General features: G+C 48.4%; 18 protein-coding genes and 1 pseudogene. 6 read left to right on the top strand and 13 right to left on the bottom strand.

Features of this window, described 5'->3' with window-relative positions:
• On the bottom strand, window positions 1–586 hold a 586-nt coding region (locus tag AXFE_RS15610; protein ID WP_455423341.1), incomplete at its 3' end, for an IS66 family transposase.
• A 164-nt stretch (window positions 587–750) separates the two neighbouring features.
• Here AXFE_RS15610 and AXFE_RS20140 point away from each other — a divergent pair.
• The 4 genes and pseudogenes from AXFE_RS20140 to AXFE_RS21660 all read left to right on the top strand — a co-directional run bounded on the left by AXFE_RS20140 (window position 751) and on the right by AXFE_RS21660 (window position 2830).
• Window positions 751–1296: a hypothetical protein gene (locus AXFE_RS20140; RefSeq protein ID WP_052606874.1), complete on the top strand. Its 546-nt coding sequence runs from the start codon at window positions 751–753 to the stop codon at window positions 1294–1296.
• 39 nt (window positions 1297–1335) lie between these two features.
• Window positions 1336–2034, top strand: a complete 699-nt coding sequence (locus AXFE_RS15600) for a hypothetical protein (RefSeq protein WP_052606873.1) — start codon at window positions 1336–1338, stop codon at window positions 2032–2034.
• Window positions 2035–2477: 443 nt separating this feature from the next.
• Window positions 2478–2771 (top strand): annotated as a pseudogene (locus tag AXFE_RS15595) (transposase); the annotation flags it as partial.
• Window positions 2732–2830 carry a transposase gene (locus AXFE_RS21660; protein WP_160291899.1) on the top strand — a complete coding sequence of 33 codons (99 nt, stop codon included), beginning with the start codon at window positions 2732–2734 and terminating at the stop codon, window positions 2828–2830. The pseudogene AXFE_RS15595 and the gene AXFE_RS21660, both read left to right, overlap by 40 nt.
• Before the next feature lie 109 nt (window positions 2831–2939).
• On the opposite strand, the gene smc is transcribed toward AXFE_RS21660, so the two are convergent.
• The 11 genes from smc to AXFE_RS15540 form a co-directional block, all read right to left on the bottom strand.
• Window positions 2940–6452: a chromosome segregation protein SMC gene (gene smc / locus AXFE_RS15590; RefSeq protein WP_052606871.1), complete on the bottom strand. Its 3513-nt coding sequence runs from the start codon at window positions 6450–6452 to the stop codon at window positions 2940–2942.
• 64 nt (window positions 6453–6516) lie between these two features.
• Window positions 6517–7371: a DNA-formamidopyrimidine glycosylase gene (gene mutM, locus AXFE_RS15585; protein WP_052606870.1), complete on the bottom strand. Its 855-nt coding sequence runs from the start codon at window positions 7369–7371 to the stop codon at window positions 6517–6519.
• Window positions 7372–7379: 8 nt separating this feature from the next.
• The gene (gene rnc / locus AXFE_RS15580; RefSeq protein WP_052606869.1) at window positions 7380–8213 is read right to left on the bottom strand and encodes a ribonuclease III; all 834 of its coding nucleotides are present in this window, start codon (window positions 8211–8213) and stop codon (window positions 7380–7382) included.
• Between the two features lie 10 nt (window positions 8214–8223).
• Window positions 8224–8529: an acyl carrier protein gene (locus tag AXFE_RS15575; RefSeq protein WP_235347860.1), complete on the bottom strand. Its 306-nt coding sequence runs from the start codon at window positions 8527–8529 to the stop codon at window positions 8224–8226.
• Window positions 8530–8559: 30 nt separating this feature from the next.
• On the bottom strand, window positions 8560–9537 hold the full coding sequence (plsX, locus tag AXFE_RS15570; RefSeq protein WP_052606868.1) for a phosphate acyltransferase PlsX: 978 nt from the start codon (window positions 9535–9537) through the stop codon (window positions 8560–8562).
• 2 nt (window positions 9538–9539) lie between these two features.
• Window positions 9540–9719 (bottom strand): 50S ribosomal protein L32, encoded by a 180-nt coding sequence (gene rpmF, locus AXFE_RS18695; protein WP_082058827.1) that lies wholly within the window; start codon window positions 9717–9719, stop codon window positions 9540–9542.
• 126 nt (window positions 9720–9845) lie between these two features.
• Window positions 9846–10352, bottom strand: a complete 507-nt coding sequence (locus AXFE_RS15565) for a YceD family protein (RefSeq protein WP_052606867.1) — start codon at window positions 10350–10352, stop codon at window positions 9846–9848.
• Window positions 10353–10358: 6 nt separating this feature from the next.
• On the bottom strand, window positions 10359–10919 hold the full coding sequence (locus AXFE_RS15560; protein WP_052606866.1) for an ATP synthase subunit B family protein: 561 nt from the start codon (window positions 10917–10919) through the stop codon (window positions 10359–10361).
• 22 nt (window positions 10920–10941) lie between these two features.
• Window positions 10942–11421, bottom strand: coding sequence for a pantetheine-phosphate adenylyltransferase (coaD, locus tag AXFE_RS15555; RefSeq protein WP_082058826.1), 480 nt, complete (start codon window positions 11419–11421; stop codon window positions 10942–10944).
• 522 nt (window positions 11422–11943) lie between these two features.
• Entirely contained in the window at window positions 11944–14187 is a 2244-nt protein-coding gene (locus AXFE_RS15545) for an ATP-dependent DNA helicase RecG (RefSeq protein ID WP_082058825.1), read from the bottom strand.
• 183 nt (window positions 14188–14370) lie between these two features.
• Window positions 14371–16062, bottom strand: coding sequence for a DAK2 domain-containing protein (locus AXFE_RS15540; RefSeq protein ID WP_052606863.1), 1692 nt, complete (start codon window positions 16060–16062; stop codon window positions 14371–14373).
• A gap of 125 nt (window positions 16063–16187) precedes the next feature.
• Between AXFE_RS15540 and rpmB the strand changes: the two genes are divergently transcribed.
• Both rpmB and hemH read left to right on the top strand, forming a co-directional pair.
• Window positions 16188–16379 carry a 50S ribosomal protein L28 gene (rpmB, locus tag AXFE_RS18690; protein WP_082058824.1) on the top strand — a complete coding sequence of 64 codons (192 nt, stop codon included), beginning with the start codon at window positions 16188–16190 and terminating at the stop codon, window positions 16377–16379.
• Window positions 16380–16393: 14 nt separating this feature from the next.
• Entirely contained in the window at window positions 16394–17443 is a 1050-nt protein-coding gene (gene hemH, locus AXFE_RS15535; RefSeq protein ID WP_052606862.1) for a ferrochelatase, read from the top strand.
• A 441-nt stretch (window positions 17444–17884) separates the two neighbouring features.
• On the opposite strand, the gene AXFE_RS15530 is transcribed toward hemH, so the two are convergent.
• Window positions 17885–18567 (bottom strand): IS1595-like element ISAxf1 family transposase (locus AXFE_RS15530; protein WP_052606861.1); only part of this gene is annotated, 683 nt, incomplete at its 5' end.

Here is an 18567-nt window from a genome sequence, read left to right as displayed (position 1 = left end):
CAAGGAGAAACTTCGCCACCACGATATGGGCGAGGAACCCAGCCGACAGCCTACCTTTTGGAACTACCTTCGCTGGTGGTGCGCCAGCTACGACCCCCTTGGTCGCCTTGCAGTTACATCCTCTCCGGTACGTCGGACGGATATGGTCGATGACCCGGACTATCACCTCGACGTCGATCTCCTCGCAGCGTTCCTCTCCGAAAGGCGCATAAGGCGCACCACAGCTCCCACAGACCAACAGCTTGGAATCGGGCTCATGGATCTGTTGTACGCGTGGTAGGTGGTCATAGCTGCGTCGACCATGGCCGCGGTGCCCGAGTTGTTGACCTCTCTTGCGCCTTGGCACCTCATCAGGCTCAGGGTCGCTACTTTCTTCCAAGGCGCCTATTGGTTCTGCGTTCACATCCTGAGCCATCTTCGCCCGTTCGGAGCGACGCCCGAAAGCCTGTTTGGTTAGCTCGACGATCTTGGCTGTGAGTGCATCCACTTTGGCAGACAACTCGTCACGCTCGGACCTAAGGACGACGTTCTCGGCCTCCAGCGAAGCGATCCGCTCGTTGTCGTATTGGCGCACTGTTTTTGCCACGTAACTATAACTATCACAATTAAAGCGCCGTGTCCAGCCACCCTAGGCCACAGAGGATAGGCCAGCTACCCCAACCTTACGCCATCATCGAGTGTCTACAGCACCGCTTGTTTGACGGGATCACCGAATGTGTACGACGAGTGAGAACACAAGTACAAGGGCTAGTGAAAACGCTAGAAGAAGACACCGGCACTGACGACAATAACAGTAATGGTGCCACCAGCAAGAATACCGGCGACAGCAGCAACGGCGACAGCAGCAGCAAGGGCGACAGCAGCACCGACACCAAAATCATCAAGAGCGACAGCAGCACCGACACTGACGACTATATCCGTAATGGTGCCACCGGCAAGAATACCGACACCGATGACACCAAAATCACCAGGAGCGACAGCACCGACACTGATACTAACGCCACCTCCACCTCCATCTCCTCCTCTTCCACCTCCATCTCCACCTCCATCTCCTCCTCTTCCACCTCCATCTCCACCTCTTCCACCAACAACAACACCACAACCGTGGTGTTGTGTCGTTCTTTGGGGAGATCCAAGAAGGAATCAGCGATCTCTAGTCAAGCTAATGAGAGATTCTTAGTAGATATCACTTCGTTGAGTACCTCAATCACAAAGGGTTCTATATCTAAGACCACAGTTGTCTCAGAGCGTATCGGACGCATCAAGACCCTCTCTGCCAAGATTGTTGTCACCTAGCTTGATTTTTGTTTCTAAGAGGGCGAAGATGGAATTGACATGAAAAGGTATCCTGCGGAACTAAAGAATAAAGTAGTAGCGGCTCTATATGAGCTCGATAACTCAGAGCCAGCGAAGGCTGGCGCTATTGCAAAGATCGCAAAAGATCACGGTATCAATGCAAACGTTGTCTACCAGTGGAACTCAGAGCGCAAGATCAGTGCAAATGCAGTTAGCGATAAGATCAACAAGATCAAAGCTGTTGTTGACACAGCTGCTATGAATGAGCACGAACTCGGTTCATGGTTGAGAGCTAATGGTGTTCTAGCAGAAGATTTAGAGGAGTGGCGAAATACCTTAGAGTCAGCCTTTGACAATAAGAGTGCTGCTAATAGGGCTCACCAGGTAGAGCTTGATAAAGAGCGTAAAGCAAGAGTACGAATTGAAGCTGAACTTCGACGGAAAGAAAAGGCGCTAGCAGAAGCTGCTGCTCACCTCTTCATCTCGGTACTTGCCTATCACCTCCTTAGTGCTATTGAGCTGACCTTGAGGCAAAATAACGATAAGAGAAGATGGTCAACCATCAAAGAGCAACTCAACAGTCACCGCCGAGCCACCATAGTTCTTACATCAGATAAAGGTGTCGTCTATCACATCCGCACTAGTGGTGTTTCTGAGCCGGTTCACAAAGAGATCTACCGTCTCTTAGGAGTTAGTGATCCCCTTAAACGGATCAAGACCATTGCGACGCATTTGTAGTGTCCCAACGTAAGACCACATACTCAACTAGCTGGGAGAATGGTTTGATTTTCGGAAAGATGGGTTTGGCGGTCTAGCGAGTTGAGAAACCTTTGGATGTCGTACTTGTTCGCAGAGCGCTTGGCTTTTCACTCTCCTTGACGCCTAGGTCCATGAACCCAATCGACGCCGTGGTTCCATGACAGTGCTGCGCTATGTCTTGATTATGGCATGACTGTGGCATGAGTCGTGAACTAGGCGATACGATACGCCTGTCAAGGTGACCGAGATGACAGCGGCCCTATAGGATGCACCTTCATTATCCGGCGTAGACTTGAACACCATATATCACTACTGTAGCAGTAATTAATGCAGTAATTAATGCAGCAATTAATGCAAGATATAGCGCACTATATGACCGATGATTGGCGTAACCCAAGGCATGTGGTCTATATCAATTTCATGCCCACATTGTAGTGGTTCCTAAATATCGCCGTTATGTGATGACGAACAGAGTAAGTAACGAGATCAAATCCGCTCTCATTGAAGTGTGTACTCGTTTTGATTCCATCTCCGATGCTTTTGAGACAGACGGTGATCATGCTCACCTGTCGATAACCAACGCAGCTAAAGTTGCTTTATCAAGGCTGGTGATGTTGATGAATACGCTCGCAGCCATGAGAGCAAGCCAAAGAACTGGCCGGAAGTCCGAGATGCTTTGTGGGGGAACCACTTCTGGTCACCCTCATGGTCGATAGTGTCTTGTGGTGGAGCACCATTAGAGACTGTGAAGAAGTACGGTGAGAAAGTACGGTGAGAAAGTACATAGAAAACCAGAAACTCCCTAGACGTAAAGAAGGAGGACCAAGAAGGGATGGGGTCGCTTGACCCCCTCCCTTACGGAAGGGGATTGCGCTTCCGTTGGTTCAATCTTGGCTCGACAAGGTCAGTTGTCGCGCTTTTAGATTCTCAATCACAACCTTAGAAGAGCCGCTCTCGGCCATCGACACTCCAATAAGTCGGTTAGCTATCTCCATCGTTCTCTTTTGGTGAGAGATCACAATAAGTTGTGCATGACTACCAAAACTCTCCAAAAGTACCAATAGTCGGGACAGATTGAGATCATCTAACGCCGCCTCCACCTCGTCTAAGACGTAAAAGGGAGAGGGCCTCGATCTAAAGACCGCAAATAAAAAGCCAAGAGCCACCAAAGACCGCTCTCCACCTGATAGAAGCGGTAGTCGCCTAAGTGTCTTGCCGGGGATAGAGATATCGAATTCAAGGCCAGCTTCGAGAGGATTATCCTGATCGGTCAAGACCAAAGAACCTCTTCCTCCTGGGAATAGCAGCTCAAATGTCTCCCTGAAGTTATTATCGATATCTCGATAGGCACTCAAAAAGACCTCTTTCATCTCCTTGTCTATCTGACGGGAGATGCTCCTTAGTTCAGAACGAGACGAATTTATATCAGCCAACTGGTCTGTAATAAATTTATGACGCTCATAGAGTTCTTCAAGTTCAACCTTAGCCAACTGGTTGATTGGTCCCAAACTAACAAGTTCATCTTGTCTTGCTTGAAGAGTTGAAGCTGCTTGAGTCGGCTCGATCCCTGCCAAAATAGGAATCTGCATCGCTATCTCAGGGGCAATTTCAAGCTCCCGCCAAATTCGTTCGGAGACTACGGCGCTACGAATTGAGGCTTCACGGATCGAATCGTGCAAAGCCACTAATTCTTCGGATGCAGTAGAACGCTCGAAAGAGAGTCTTTCGATCTCGCTTCGCAACATCGAGATCTCCTTGGATAGTTGGGCCTTGGAGATATTGACCTCATCGAGTTCTCTAGAAGTGTCAGTTGAGATCGTCTTCACCAACGATTCAATCCGCAAGACCTCTGTAATTACGCCCTGGTAGCCGATCTCATAACGATTCAAACGTTTGACTTCGATCTCATCGCTGGCGTACTTCTCCTGCATCTGTATGATTTCGATTTCATTTCGGGCTAGCTCCGCATCTACACCGGCCAACCTCTCTCCCAAACGAGCCAATTTGACCTCCAATTGGGATCGCAATTGGCGAAGCGCTGCTCGCGAACGAGATAGATTGGCAAGCTCAACGCGATGGTCATCTAAGTCACCTCGAACCATCCCAAACTCCTCCTCCACCGCCTTTAATTCCTCGGCGATGGGAACTAGGGCAAGATTTAGCTCATCTATACGAATCAAAGCTCGAGCTAAGGAGTGGCGCGAGGCCTCTTGATCTTGGTCAAAACGTCCTTTAGCATCATTTATTCGATTGCGCTCTCCCCTAAGTCGCTCAATCTCCATCGACGACCGACGAACGACCGCCTGGTTTGAAGAGACCTCCTCTGAGATACCACGCCTCTTCGTCTTTAGAAGGCTGACTTCGCCGGTAAGAGTCGATACCTCACTGCGCAGCTGATCCTTTCGGTCGCGCGCCTCATTGATCGCGCGCCGAGAGACGACGGCTGCATTCTCAGGAGCCTCAAAACCAAAGGAGGTAACTCGATCCCTATTGGATGTAACCAATGTTATCTCTGGATGCGCCTTCACAATCTCTTCGGCCTCATCCATTGAACCCTCAAAGAGGTAAATATCGCCAATCCATCTTGCAACAATAGCTGCAATTGCTGGATGAACATCAAGTATCAGCGAACCGATTGAGACCAATCGAGGTAGCTCACGGAACGAAAGACTTTGCCATTGCGCGCCCTCAAAGCCAGCAACGATCAACGCTCTATCGGAGTACTCCTTAATCTTTTGAAAGCCAAGAACTCCCTTTTGACGATTGGAGGCGACCACTCCCAAGCCATAAGAGCCTAAAGCTGCCTCTACGACCTCGCCGTAGCCCTCTTTTACCTCAATTAGCTCTGTAACCACGCCTATAGGTGTATCCACAGTTGAAGCAGTCTCTAGCTGCGACTTAGAGTGAAGCTTGGACAGTGCAGATTCAAGGGTGCTCCAAATTGCATTCGCTTCGGCCCCAGCCTCCCGCAAAAGTGAAAGGGAGCCTTCACGAGCATCGATCTCTTGGTCCAATGCACTCAGCACAGGGACGATCTCTTCAAGACGCAGTTTTGCGCGCTCAAGAAGTTCGCTACTTGCCAAGATTGCGCTATCTAGTTCACCAAGGCGAGAGGTCGTCTTGGTGCCCTGGGAGTCCATTGTCTCTATAGCGCGCGAAGCACTATCGAACTCCCTCTTGGTGGCGTTTAGCTCACTTGTCAGCTCACTCTTTTTAGCGAAAAGGCTGCGTTGAGCTGACGAGATCTCTCGCTCTTTGGATTCTAAGGTTGCAACTGACTCCATATTAACGAGTGAGGACCGCTTCTTTAGCTCCGCCTCTTTTTCTTCGAGGTCGTCCAATTCGGGACCCATTCGAAGAATCGATGCATGCAACTCCTCTTTAGTCAGAGTGAGCGCTTTACTCTTTTCCTCCAGGGCAATAATGCCCGATCGATTAGAAAGCAGCGCTATCCTGGCTAAATTTTGCTTCTCACGCTCTCGCCCAAGCGCTAGTGTAAGTGATCCTCGGGCCAAAAGTGCATCTAGTCGCCTCATCTCATCAATCAGTTTGGAATCATCGATCAAGAGAGCCTTAGCCTCTAGCTCTTGGAGGCGTTGGCGATAGGTAAACACTAAAGCACCTAGCGAATCGATCTTCTCTTTGAGTACCGCCTCGGCTTCATCGCCACCTTGTGAGAGCGATAGATGCTCACGATATTGTGACCCTAGGATATATGCCTTCAATTGAGCGATCTCATCACCCAAATCGATGTGACGCTTGGCCGCCTTTGCTTGACGCTCTAGCGGCTTTATCCTCCGGTTGATATCTCGCAAAAGTTCCTGTGCGCGGGCTGACTCCTCTTCGACGACCCCGAGGCGCCGCGCCGTGCGGTCTTGGCGCCTTCGATATTTAGCGATACCGCTGGCGTCTTCTATGGTCAAGCGACGATCGCTAGCCTTAGCATCTAATATTACATCTAGGTTTCCCTGAGAGATGATGGTGTGTTGGCCACGTCCGATTGAGGCATCTAGTAGTAGTTCACTCAGATCGATCAAACGACAGTCCCTACCGTTTAATTCATACCCTGACTCGCCCGAACGCGATAGATGACGTGTTATTGCCACCTCGGCCAATTCTAAAGAAAGGCGTCGCTCCGCATTATCTAGGACTATTGTAACTTTCGAAGACTTAGCCGCTCCCCGGCTTTGGCCACCCGCAAAGATGACATCTTCCATCTTGGCACTACGAAGCGCCTTTGGTGTCTGTGTGCCAAGAACCCAGGAGATGGCATCTACGATATTGGACTTGCCCGATCCATTTGGCCCAACCACAACGTTGATCCCTGGGGCAAACTCAATGGTAGAGCTGTCTGCAAAAGACTTAAAGCCGCGTAGCGAGAGAGACTTCAGATACATCTATTTATCTAACTTCCAGAGCAAAGATACATTTACACCAAACACAAAAGCAGCTCCTGATCGATCAGATCTGACAGATCCGACAAAAAAAAGAGGAGCGGCCCTTGGATACGACTCTTACGATTTGATCACCGCATCGTAGGCACGGCTCGCCTTCTCTAGCGTATGCCATATGGAACTTCTGTGCCGCACCAATCTCTCCGGCGATATCACGATAGGTCCGATCGAATAAGCTCGACCCGCGCAGCTCTATAGCTCTGGTGAGAATCTTTCTTATCGAAGTGATCAAAGTGATAAATTCTTCCTCTGAAAAGGTAGAGGGCGTCCTAAAGGGCGCAATCGCGGCATCAAACAAGATCTCATCGCCATACATGTTGCCAATTCCACCAATTAGAGCCTGATCCAAAAGCTGCCATTTAATCCCAATCGAACTCGAAGTGGCACGAGCTTTAATTAGCGCCAAGGGGTCAGAAGATAAAATTGCATCGGGTCCCAACCTCCGCAAACTAATAGGCATTGGATCACCGTCATAGCTGTCAAATGCAATCCAACCAAAGGTTCGTGGATCTATAAAGGCCACAATCGTGCCATCATCTAGGTGAACTCTAAAGTTGGAGTGACGAACATAGACTGACTCCTCTCCCGTAAGGCCAGATGAGCGCAGTTGACCACTCATTCCCATGTGAAGAATCAAATGACCGATGAATTCATGATTGCGAGCTAAATCGACAATCAGATGTTTAGCATATCGCCTTAGCGCCACTACTTGCGTTGAGACAACCGAAGCCTCAAACTCTTCGAATGAGGCGATCTTGCGCACCGTTCGATCACGAAGTGCCTCTACACGTTCAATTCTACGGCCCAAAACTAAAGGGGATAGTCCTTGGAGTAAGGTCTCAACCTCAGGTAACTCTGGCATTGCACTGTCTAACCTAAGATCTCTAAATCCACTAGCGCCCTTCGAGCCGCTCTTTGTTCTGCTTCCTTCTTGGAGGTACCTTCACCTCTTAGACGGCGTCCATCGGCCAAGATCACATCTGTGACAAATAATGGAGCGTGATCAGGTCCGGTCTTAGTGGACTCATAGACCGGCATGGCTAGGCTAGCCTTGGCAAAGTAGATCTGCAACTGACTCTTTGGATCTAAGAGCGTCTCACTTAGAGATATATTCTCAACATCTATCAAAACGGTACGATCGATCAACTCCCAAGCACAAGCAGCACCTAGATCCAGATAGATAGCACCAACAACTGCTTCAAAGAGGCCAGCCAAAATTGTACGCTTCCCTGTGCCACCAGTTGCTCGTTCTCCAAGACCCAAAATTACAAAGTCATCCAATCCCAACATGATAGCGATCGAAGCCAAAGCATCAGTATTGACCAAAGAAGAGCGTGCTAGCGTTAAAAACCCTTCATCACGATCTAAGTAATGAAGGTATAGCGACCATGAGACCCGAGCCTCGATGATTGCGTCACCTAAGAACTCAAGTCTCTCATTGTCTAATAAGGATGGATCTTCCAAAGAGGCTGATCGATGAGTAAGCGCAACTTCTAGGAGAGGAACGATTTCACGAAGGATCAGAGCCACCTCACCACTATCAATTAACGCAAGGTCGCTACTTCCAAGGTCTATGAATAAAGAACTACCTTTTATCTCTGGCGGTCCCACAGCAGAGATAAGGTTCAAAAGAGTGGGCAAAAAAGCCTTAATCGGAGAAAAACGCTCTGAAGATGACTCTAGATTATCTCTACCTTTACCCAACTTTTAGGGCCTACTTTAGGATTTCAAGCTTTGCTGCAACATACTCAACGGCGTCGAAGACAGTCTTGAGGTCCTCAAGGTCTTCGTCTTCGATTCTAAAAGTATGATCACCGCCGGAAAATTCCTCTTCCATCGCCTCAACAAGTTCAATTAGCGCGAGTGAGTCAGCGCTGAGATCCTCAGTAAATGACTGATTGATTAAAATACCAGAAGGGTCTATCTCCAGAATATCTGCAAGATTATTCTTGATCGATTCAAAGATCTCATCTTTTGTGGAGTAGGTTGCTTTTCCAGTCACATTGACCTCCGGGGTCACTAGGGTGTCTTGATCTTTTACAGTTCAAATCTAAAGAAGTACGGATTTGGCCAACTTAGCAGCCAAATCATGCTCTGCTAATCGCATTGAGGTAACAATCGCGTTATAAATCGCCTTAGGAGACGATGAGCCGTGTGAGATAATACAAATTCCATTTACACCGAGCAACATAGCGCCACCATGGGTATCAGGGTCCAATTGATCTAAAATTGGGAAAAGTTTAGGAAGGGCTAGGTCGAGGATCTTGGATCCATCTTCACCACTACCAAGTGCCCCAAATATCGCCTTGGCCAAGGTCTTCATGGAGCCTTCGAGGGTCTTTAGAACAACATTGCCCACAAAACCATCGCAAACTATAACGTCGACGTTCTCGCTCATCACGTCGCGACCTTCAACATTTCCAATAAAGTTGATTGAATTCGCGACCTCTAGGAGGGGGAAGGCTTCTTTGACGAGCTGATTTCCCTTGCCCCGTTCTTCGCCAATTGACAGGATTCCAACGCGGGGCTTTTCGATACCTAAAAGCTCACGCGAATAGACGGTACCCATTTGAGCAAATTGCACCAACCAAGGTGCCATTACCTCTGAATTTGCTCCCGAGTCAATCACTACAGTCGGGGTCGAACCTGGCACCGGTATCACAGTCGCTATTGCCGGACGAGCGACCTTAGGAAGGCGTCCGATCTTCAAAAGGGCAGAGGCCATCGCGGCCCCGGTGTTCCCGGCTGATATCATTCCAGAAGCCATACCGGTCTTTACAAGCTCGGCACATCGCACCAGAGATGAATCTCGCTTGTTTCGAACGGACGAAGCCGGATCGTCGTGCATCTCAATAACCTCGGATGCAACAACGACCTCAAATCCCTCTTTCGCAAGCGGACCAACTACCTCTTGAGTACCGACCAAAATCAGCGGTGCATGAAGTTCATCGATGGCCCTCTTAGCGCCTTCGATAACTGCCGAGGGGGCATTATCCCCACCCATCATGTCAATAGCAACTGGAAGCAATACTATCGAACCTCAACAGCCTGACGGCCATGGTACCAGCCACAGTTAGCGCAAATGATATGAGGCCTCTTGGCAAAGTTACATTGAGGACAAGTGCTCTTAGAAGGAGCCTTTAGGACCCATGCACTCGCCTTTCGGCTTCTGCCTTTTTGCTTGGATACCTTACGCTTTGGAACTGCCATCTTAACATCTCTTTCGAATCACTAGCAAACAAGTAAGGCTGCTAGAAAATATCACCAAAGCTCATTACTTGAACTTTGCCCAAAAGATTCTAACACCCTTACAATGGTGCTCCGACACATCCGGCCTTAACGAAGCTGATCAAGGATAGAAAATCGAGGATCTCGCCCCTGATTATCATGGCCACAGCTAACTAAATTCTTGTCGACCCCACAGGTAACACAAAGGCCCGCGCACTCCTCCTTACATAGAGGTGCCGGTGGAAGGGCCAAAACTACGGCATCTCTGACCATCTCTTCAAGATCGACAAATTCACCGTGGATTGGATAGGTGTCCCCCTCGTCCTCTTTATAGTCAGATTCAAAGAGCTCTCGAATCTCTACGACGAGGTCCGCTTTGCTATGACAAAGACATCGACGACATTCCGTTACGATATTCACCTTTGCCACGCCGCTAAACATCACTCCCGAATGCACTGCTTCCAATGAACCCGATAAATGCGTAGTAGAACCCTCCTCGACCCACGCAGAGGATACGAACTGATCCCCTATTAGCCCTGCAAGTTCTACCTCTAGAGGTTCTCCTGGATGGCTCAGCAGCTTGGTAACCGAAACCTTAAAATCTCTATTGCTCATAACGTATCAACTCAAATCTTGATCAAAGGGTATCTCTCCCTCTCCAAATCCAACCTCGACCTCAAGAGGTAGCGGATCAACCGGCGCCATAGTGTGGGCTAGCTTTTCACGTCCGGCCTTTATAGCCTTCATGACCCTAGAGAGTGCAATCTCAAACTCAGCTAGCTTCTGGTCGGCATAGTCCTCGGCATCAAATCGCAGTCGAGCGGCATCTTCTCTAGCCATCATCACTATTCGGTTAGCGCTTGCTTGGGCTTGGCGAACGACCTCTTGCTTTGAGACCATCGCCTCTGCGCGATTTCTAGCTTGATCCATTATCTCTTGGGCTTCGAGGGAAACCCGATCGAGATATTCCGCCTTCTCCTTGATAATCCATTGCGCCTCGCGCATCTCAGCAGGAAAGCGGTCCTTGGCGAGAGAAATCAGATACAGCATCTCATCGCGCGACACCAAAACAGAAGCCGACAAGGGCATAGCCTTGGCGCTGGAGACAATCTCTTCCATGCGGTCCAAGATGCCACTTAGAGCAACATCTTGTCTTTCGGGATCTTGGTCAAAACGCGTCATAATCCCCGGTCTCCTATTGAACTCACTCTCTAAATTTAGCAAGTATCGCGTTAGCTATAGGCTCTGGTACCATCTTTGATACATTACCCCCATAGGATGCCACCTCTCGGAGCAGTCGCGACGCTAAAAATGAATATTCAGATGACGTTGGAATAAAGATTGTATCTATCCCGGAGAGTTGTCGGTTCATCTGAGCCATTTGAAGTTCATTTTCAAAGTCAGAGACTGCCCTGAGTCCTCGAATGATAACGTTAGCTCCAATTTCTTCGGCAAGATTTACAACCAATGTAGAGAGCGCGACGATCTCTACATTGTCAAGGTGAGAGACTGATGCCTCTATGAGTTCCTGTCGCTCTGAAAGGTTAAATAGAGCAGATGCCTTTTGAGGGTTTCTCATAGCCGCAACTACCACTTTGTCAAAGAGACGAGATCCTCGCTCGACGACTTCCATATGGCCGTTGTGAAAGGGATCAAATGATCCAGGAAATAGTGCAACTCTCAACTTTTGCTATCCCACCCAACTGATAAATCTTTGTTTATGCCAATATTGCTAAAGAGATAACTCTTATCTCGATCAATCGTATCTAGCTTTGCGCTAACGTGCGAAACGAGACATAGGTATCACCATACACCTTTAGCGTAACCTCGTTATAGTTGGGGTGTTGTGCAATTTGACGATTTGATTCAACTACAAGGAACCTCCCAGGGCGAAGTGAAAATAGAGTGAAAATAGAGTGATAATAGATCGTCCCACTCGCTAAGGAGGCAAATAGTAAGGAAGAATCGAATAAGGCCAAGTACAGGGGGGCATCCAAGGTGCCCAACTTCTTTTATCCCTCCGCCAGCGCCACCTAAAAGACCCCAGATCAGCCACAGCTCTAGGCCTTTAGTGAAGATTTATAGTTCCTAATTTCACCATCTAAGATAGGCCCATCAAAGAACACGTCATCAAAGAAGTGGTCAAGGATGAAGTTGTAGCTATGAAACCAGGTGCATAATCTAGTGTCATTTGAGCAAGAATAATTCAATTACGCGTAATAAAGTCGCCTTGATCATTACCAACAAAGAGTTCTATTTCAGCGCTTAGCGCTGGGTAGTTTGAGAGGGTTGGATCATTTCCAACGATCGTCCTTGAGACCGACCTCGCCTGGTTTAAAAGGTCCCGGTCGCGAAAGAGAGAGGCGATCCGCAGGTCACTACGTCCCTTTTGTCTAGCGTTGAGTAGCGTTCCCTCGCCACGTAATTCCAAGTCAGCCTCGGCTAGGACAAAACCATCACTAGAATCTACACAAGCCGAAAGGCGAGAGATCGTAGTCTCTTCCACTTCACCCAATTGAACTAAATAGCAATAAGACTGATGGGCGCCTCGTCCGACACGGCCTCGGAGTTGATGGATCTGTGCGATGCCAAAACGTCCTGCATCCATGATGACCATCACCGTAGCATTGGCAACGTCCACACCAACTTCAATCACCGTGGTTGCCACCAGGACATCGATCTCATGGTTTCGAAAGCGCTCCATGACGAGAGCTTTATCGTTAGTAGCCATCTGACCATGGAGAAGACCCAGACGTAGACCCGAGAGCTCACCGACAGAGAGTTCCTCGTAGATCGCAGTCGCCGACTTTGCCATAATCTTCTCTGAATCTTCCACCAGCGGACAAACTACATAGCACTGCCTACCTTGGGCTACCTCTCTACGAACCCGAACCCAAGTCCCATGGAGCTGTTCCTCATTCTTTGCCCACTTGGTAATGATCGGACTTCGACCTGGTGGAAGCTCATCGAGGACCGAATAGTCAAGATCACCAAAAATGGTCATGGCTGCGGTACGTGGAATTGGTGTCGCCGTCATAATCAAAGTATCGGGCTCGAAGCTTCCGGAAGAGATCGATCGTTCCTTTAAGATCGCACGCTGTTCTACACCAAAGCGATGCTGTTCGTCTACGACGATCAAACCCAGATTTAAAAATCTAACACCCTCGCTCAATAGCGCATGGGTACCAATCAAGATGTCGCACTCCCCTTTTGAGAGCTCGTCTAAGAGTCGACGCCGATTCGAAGCGGTGACCTTGTTGGTCAAAAGAGCAACGCTTAGTGGTCTTTCCTTATCTCCAAAGAGCCCGCCGTCGCCAGAATTTGGAACATCAAGGCCACTTAGCAGTCTTGAGATCCCTATGTAGTGCTGATCCGCCAAGACCTCGGTCGGAGCCATAATAGTAACCTGGTACCCCGATTGCACAGCTATCAAAGCAGCCACCACCGCTACAAATGTCTTACCGGCTCCGACATCGCCTTGTAATAGTCGATGCATTGGAACCCGCGATGCCATATCGTTACTAATCTCAAAGATCACTCTTATCTGAGCCTGAGTTGGCGCAAACGGGAGCGAAGAGAGAAATCTCACCAAAAGGTTATCAGAGCTATAGTCCCCTAGGGTCGGTTGGTAGCTTCCCTGCGCGCGCGCACTAAAAGATGCTTTCGGAGCGATCCTCATCGAAGTTAGATACTGCACACCATTTGAATTATGGGAGATTCCCCCGGCCGCCAACTCCAACGAAACCTTCTTGGCGACCAAATGGGTTTGAAGTCGCAAAAATTCATCGAAAGCCAAGCGGTTCCGAGCATCCTTATGGTCGATAGGGTCCTGAGGTTGATGGATCGCCCTAAGCGCTTTGGATCGCGAGATCAAACCGAGCCCCTGAAGCATATTCCGGGGAAGTGGATCGATCAAACCAGCTGTGTAATTTAACACTTTTCCAATGAACTTGGGCATCTCATCAGAGCGGAAGCCAAACTTTTCAGAGTGAGGATAGATAGGTACTATCCGCCCCGTTCGATCTCCTATGAGATCAACGATAGGGTTTACCATCTGTAAAAAACGGCCAAACTTCTCTACTTTTCCATAGAGAGCAACCTCTATATTGGCTTTGAGCTGGTGCTTTCTCCAAGACTGATTGAAGAATACAACTTTGATAGTTCCTGTTTCATCAGCTGCAATTGCCTCAATTATCTCACGGCCTTTACCGTGAAACTTAGCTCTCACTTCACTAATTTTCACGAGCAATAGAACATCTTGGCCAAGAGAAGCAGTAGATATCCCGCTTCTATAGCGTCGATCTACATAACGTCGAGGGAAATAGGTGGCCAAATCGTAGGCCGTTAGGAATCCCCCCTCGGCCAAAGCTTTCGCCTTAGCTGGGGTAATTCCATCAACCGAGGAGATCGGAAGGTTGACCAGATCCAAATAATTCGAACACGTGTTCATGTTATCTTAACCTACCAGGAAAGACCCACGGGGATTCGCTGCCAATGCTTGAATCGACCCGGCTACGGGTACAGCCACCAAGTAACCAAGGAGCCTTTTGAACTCGATTTAAAAAGTCGACTACATAACAACTATGTCAAAGTCACGGTCGCATTTGACCATCTCAAACAACTATGGATACGCCTATTCTATCCCTATAAGATATGGATAGAGCGGCTGAGCACCGTGGTGCAATTCAACTTCTATTTCGGGAAAGTTTATATTCAACCATTGCGTAATCTCCCGGGTTATCGCCGAAGTTGACCCTTCGCCTTCAATTATGGTTACGATCTCTGAGTCATCTTCAAGCAACTTCCCAATAGTATCCACAACTGTATCTTCAAGCGACTTAGAAACTGCAACCAATCCTTGGCGCGATAGGCCGATAAAATCACCAGCGTGGACTAACCCGGATTCGTCGGAATAATCCCGAACGGCTTGAGTGATCTCTGCAACAGTTACCCTCTTGGCACATTCACTCATGGACTCAAAGTTTTCGTCAATGGAAACCATCGGGTCGAACTCGACAAGTGCAGAGAGGCCTTCTACCACGCCTCTGGTAGGAATGACTCTGACACACTTCTTTGAGATTTCAGCGGCTATCTGGGCAACAGGAGTGACGTTGGTATTATTTGGCAATACAATGACATTGTCACCGGGAACTTCCTCTATAGCCAAGAGAATCTCCTCCGTTGACGGGTTCATCGATTGGCCGCCTTGTACGATCCGATGAACCCCCATTGAGCGAAAGATGCGCCTTATACCGTCCCCATTGGCAATCACCACGACTGCTGTATTTGGTATGACGTCGGTCTCGGCGCTAAAAGGGTCTGGAGCTCCAGCTCCGTGGGCTTCAACAACCCAACGCTCTTCGGCGATCTCTTCAAAGAGGTCAGTGACTCGAATTCGCGATAGCAAACCACCAGCAATGCCTGCCTCGATCGATCCACCAATGTCGTCAGTATGGATATGGCAGTTATAAGTTCCATCTTGGCCAACGACCACGATCGAATCTCCAAGTCCTGCCCAAACCTCACGAAAGTTCACCATGACGTTCTCATCGTGGGACTCAAGGATGAACATGACTTCGTACCGCGGACCCAGCTCATGGCTCTCGCTAGGGGCTACAAAGTCATCTTCTTTCGATCTAGTTGGACCTGGAACTCGACTCTCAAAGAGAAAAGGACGATCGGTGCCCCAATCAAAGTCGCCATTGGAGAGAATTCGACAAAGCCCAGCAACAAATAGAACAAATCCGGCGCCGCCTGAATCGACCACATTCGCACGAGCAAGAGGAGCCAAAAGAGAAGGAGTCCGCTCAAGGGATGCCTGTGCTTCGTCAAAGAGGCCCCGGACGAAGTCGCCCAGATCGAGGTTTTCGCCCAACGATTTAGCCCTTTTGGCAACGTCAGAGATAACCGTCAGAATGGTTCCCTCTACGGGGCGCAATACTGCGCCTCGAGAACGAGTGTTGGCCTCTTCCAACGCACTCTCAACGTCTTTGGCTGTGACCGGTTGATCCGAATGAGCCCCAAAGACACTACAAAAGGCGGCTACGACCTGGGACATGATGACCCCGGAGTTGCCTCGAGCTCCTAGGAGTGCTCCTTTTGAGATCTCTTTAAACCTTCCGGCGCTCCCCGACTGACTTTGCTCGGAGCCGCTTTGCGCGTCGATCACATCCACAGCCGAGCGAATCGTGAAAAACATATTTGTTCCAGTATCCCCATCGGGAACTGGAAATACATTCAATCGGTCTATTCGATCCCGATATGCTTCAAGAATCCGTGCATAAGTGCTCAACAACTTCAAGAGCACGTGCCCTTTGTCTTCCATATTCAAACAACTCCCTGAGCCAATGCTATAAGAGAATAGGGAACTTAGGGGCTAATTCGCCCAGTTATCTACTATGCTGATACAGCTGTTTTGATTTAAAATAAAAAGCGCGAGGAGATAGTGCGTTGGCATCAGTTTGCGAATTATGTGGCAAGAGTCCTCACTTTGGAATGTCTCTAAGCCACTCCCATAGAAGAAATAAGAAGCGTTGGAATCCAAATATACAAAGAGTCCGCGCAGTCGTCAATGGAACCAACAAGCGAATCAATGTATGTACCTCTTGCATTCGTTCTGACAAAGTTACCAAAGCCGTCTAGCTATTATTGGTTAGGTGACTAACCAAGCGATCTTATTTTTATCCTTCGGCGGGCCCAATGGACCCGATGACGTACTTCCATTTATGGAGAACGTTACGAGAAATCGACCGATACCCCGCGAGCGCCTTGTAGAAGTCTCAAAGCACTATTACATGTTTGCGGGGAAAAGTCCTATTAATGAGATCAATCTCAACCTCATCGAGCGCCTCGAGGGATCGCTCGCGCTTAGGGGGATTGATCTGCCCGTCTACTTTGGCAATCGCAACTGGGAACCATACCTAGAACAAGCAATCCAACAGATGATAGACGATGGGATTAAAGAGGCACTCTACTTCGTCACGTCGGCCTATAGCTCTTTTTCTGGATGTCGACAATATAAAACGGAAGTAGCCGACGTCCTAGAGAAGCTAAATGCTCCAATCAAGTTGACCAAACTTCGTCAATTCTGGGATCACCCAACCTTTGTGAATCCCTTTATCAATGACACCATCCTAAAAATAGACAAGCTGTCCAAGATGCATCCCCTAGATGAGATCGCTCTCCTGTTTAGTGCCCATTCGATCCCACTGTCGATGGCATCAACCTCAGACTATGTCCAACAGCTTGACGTAGTCCAAAATCATATTCTCAGTCGTGTAAACCATCACTTTGACTTTAAATTTGAAGCAAGACGTGTCTATCAATCACGCTCAGGCCCACCCAGTCAGCCCTGGCTCGAGCCAGATATCTCTAACGAAATCGCCAACCTCTGCCAGATAGATCAAAAGAGGGCTTTCGTGACAATTCCTATCGGTTTTATCTCCGACCACATGGAAGTCATCTACGATTTAGACACCTTGGCCAATAGCAGTGCCAAAGAACTCGGAGCATCTTTTGAGAGAGTAGTGACGCCCTCAGACGATCCTGCGTTCAGCGACTTAATCGTCGACCTAATCGAGGAGGTAACCTCCCAAAGACCAGCGCCCCATATCGAGGGCTTTGATCGCCCAGCCCTGCAATGTCGGACGAACTGCTGCCAAATACCCCCAACGTCGCCAAACGATTATGGTCAAAGACACAGCTAACACGACGACCTCACCAGACAAGACAAAAGTACCAGCCAAATATGACTTGGGACAGGGTCTTATTTGACTGACATTTGAATAATTGAGTGACTCAATAAAGGGCTCTTTGTGCCCTTTATTGGCCATTAATCTGACAATTGAGAGCCATATTTGTGGGTTCAGGAAGGCTTGTCACCTTCGATTTCTAATAAATAGTGACACCGTTTTTTCGTAGCTAACCTCTAGGGGTAAGGAATGAGTTGCATCCAAAAAAGCAAAAGGACCAGGGCAAGCTCCCCGCAACAAATCTTACAACTTACGCTTGAAGCTATTGCCATCGGAGCGACTTAGCCAGTCCATAGGATGCATATAAAATCTATTAGAAACTCATGAATTCAAACGAAAGAAGCCAACACTGAATCCCCCACTACGGCAACTTAGACAACTATTAAATCATACTTATCAAGTTTCGTAAGCAAGAGCCATTTTGGAATCAGATTCGCGGAGTAGCGGATGTGGAGACGCAAACACACATGTATTGAGAAGTCGCTCTACCAAGGACATTTCAAAGTGCCTTCGGTTGAATCGGTATGCGAATTCCTCGAGGTAAAGTTGCTTATGTTCCTCACGTCCGTGGTATGTTCCGTCGATAAATTTCTTGCAGTTCCCTATCAGGATGTTGAGCCATTTGAATGTTACATGTGCTTGTTCGTCTTTGGATAGAGTGAACCAGTGCGCTAGTCCAAGGTCTCGAGCACATACCCCGTAACTTGGGTTACCATCACTTATCAGCTTGGTATCGGAATCTAAACGTCTCACAAAAACATCTTTGAATGATTTAGCAGTGGTATCTTTGATTACTTCCATGAAGCAATGAGTAGGAGCACCATTGCTAATCGACACTCCAATTAGGACATTGGTTTGTTTTGTTCCCTTTCCTCTTCTGCCTTCGCCATGGCTCTCACCACCTAAAAAGAACTCATCTACCTGGACGTTTCCTCCAAGTTTATATAAACCATTTCGGTCAGCCATTGCTTTTCGTAGCTTATTTAGCATCAACCAGCCAGTCGAATAAGATACTTGAACGAATTTAGCAATGGTAGTAGCCGAAAGACCACGCTTGTCGTTGGACAATAGATAGATAG

The organism is Acidithrix ferrooxidans (assembly GCF_000949295.1).
Lineage (GTDB): Bacteria > Actinomycetota > Acidimicrobiia > Acidimicrobiales > Acidimicrobiaceae > Acidithrix > Acidithrix ferrooxidans.
The sequence above is the reverse complement of the archived record's forward strand: the minus strand, read 5'-3'. Positions and strand labels throughout refer to the sequence as shown.

Coding starts and splice junctions, on each gene's coding strand:
- AXFE_RS15600 (WP_052606873.1), top strand. CDS start 1,336: ATGAAAAGGTATCCTGCGGAACTAAAGAATAAAGTAGTAGCGGCTCTA.
- smc (WP_052606871.1), bottom strand. CDS start 6,452: ATGTATCTGAAGTCTCTCTCGCTACGCGGCTTTAAGTCTTTTGCAGAC.
- mutM (WP_052606870.1), bottom strand. CDS start 7,371: ATGCCAGAGTTACCTGAGGTTGAGACCTTACTCCAAGGACTATCCCCT.
- rpmF (WP_082058827.1), bottom strand. CDS start 9,719: ATGGCAGTTCCAAAGCGTAAGGTATCCAAGCAAAAAGGCAGAAGCCGA.
- AXFE_RS15565 (WP_052606867.1), bottom strand. CDS start 10,352: ATGAGCAATAGAGATTTTAAGGTTTCGGTTACCAAGCTGCTGAGCCAT.
- AXFE_RS15560 (WP_052606866.1), bottom strand. CDS start 10,919: ATGACGCGTTTTGACCAAGATCCCGAAAGACAAGATGTTGCTCTAAGT.
- AXFE_RS15545 (WP_082058825.1), bottom strand. CDS start 14,187: ATGAACACGTGTTCGAATTATTTGGATCTGGTCAACCTTCCGATCTCC.
- AXFE_RS15540 (WP_052606863.1), bottom strand. CDS start 16,062: ATGGAAGACAAAGGGCACGTGCTCTTGAAGTTGTTGAGCACTTATGCA.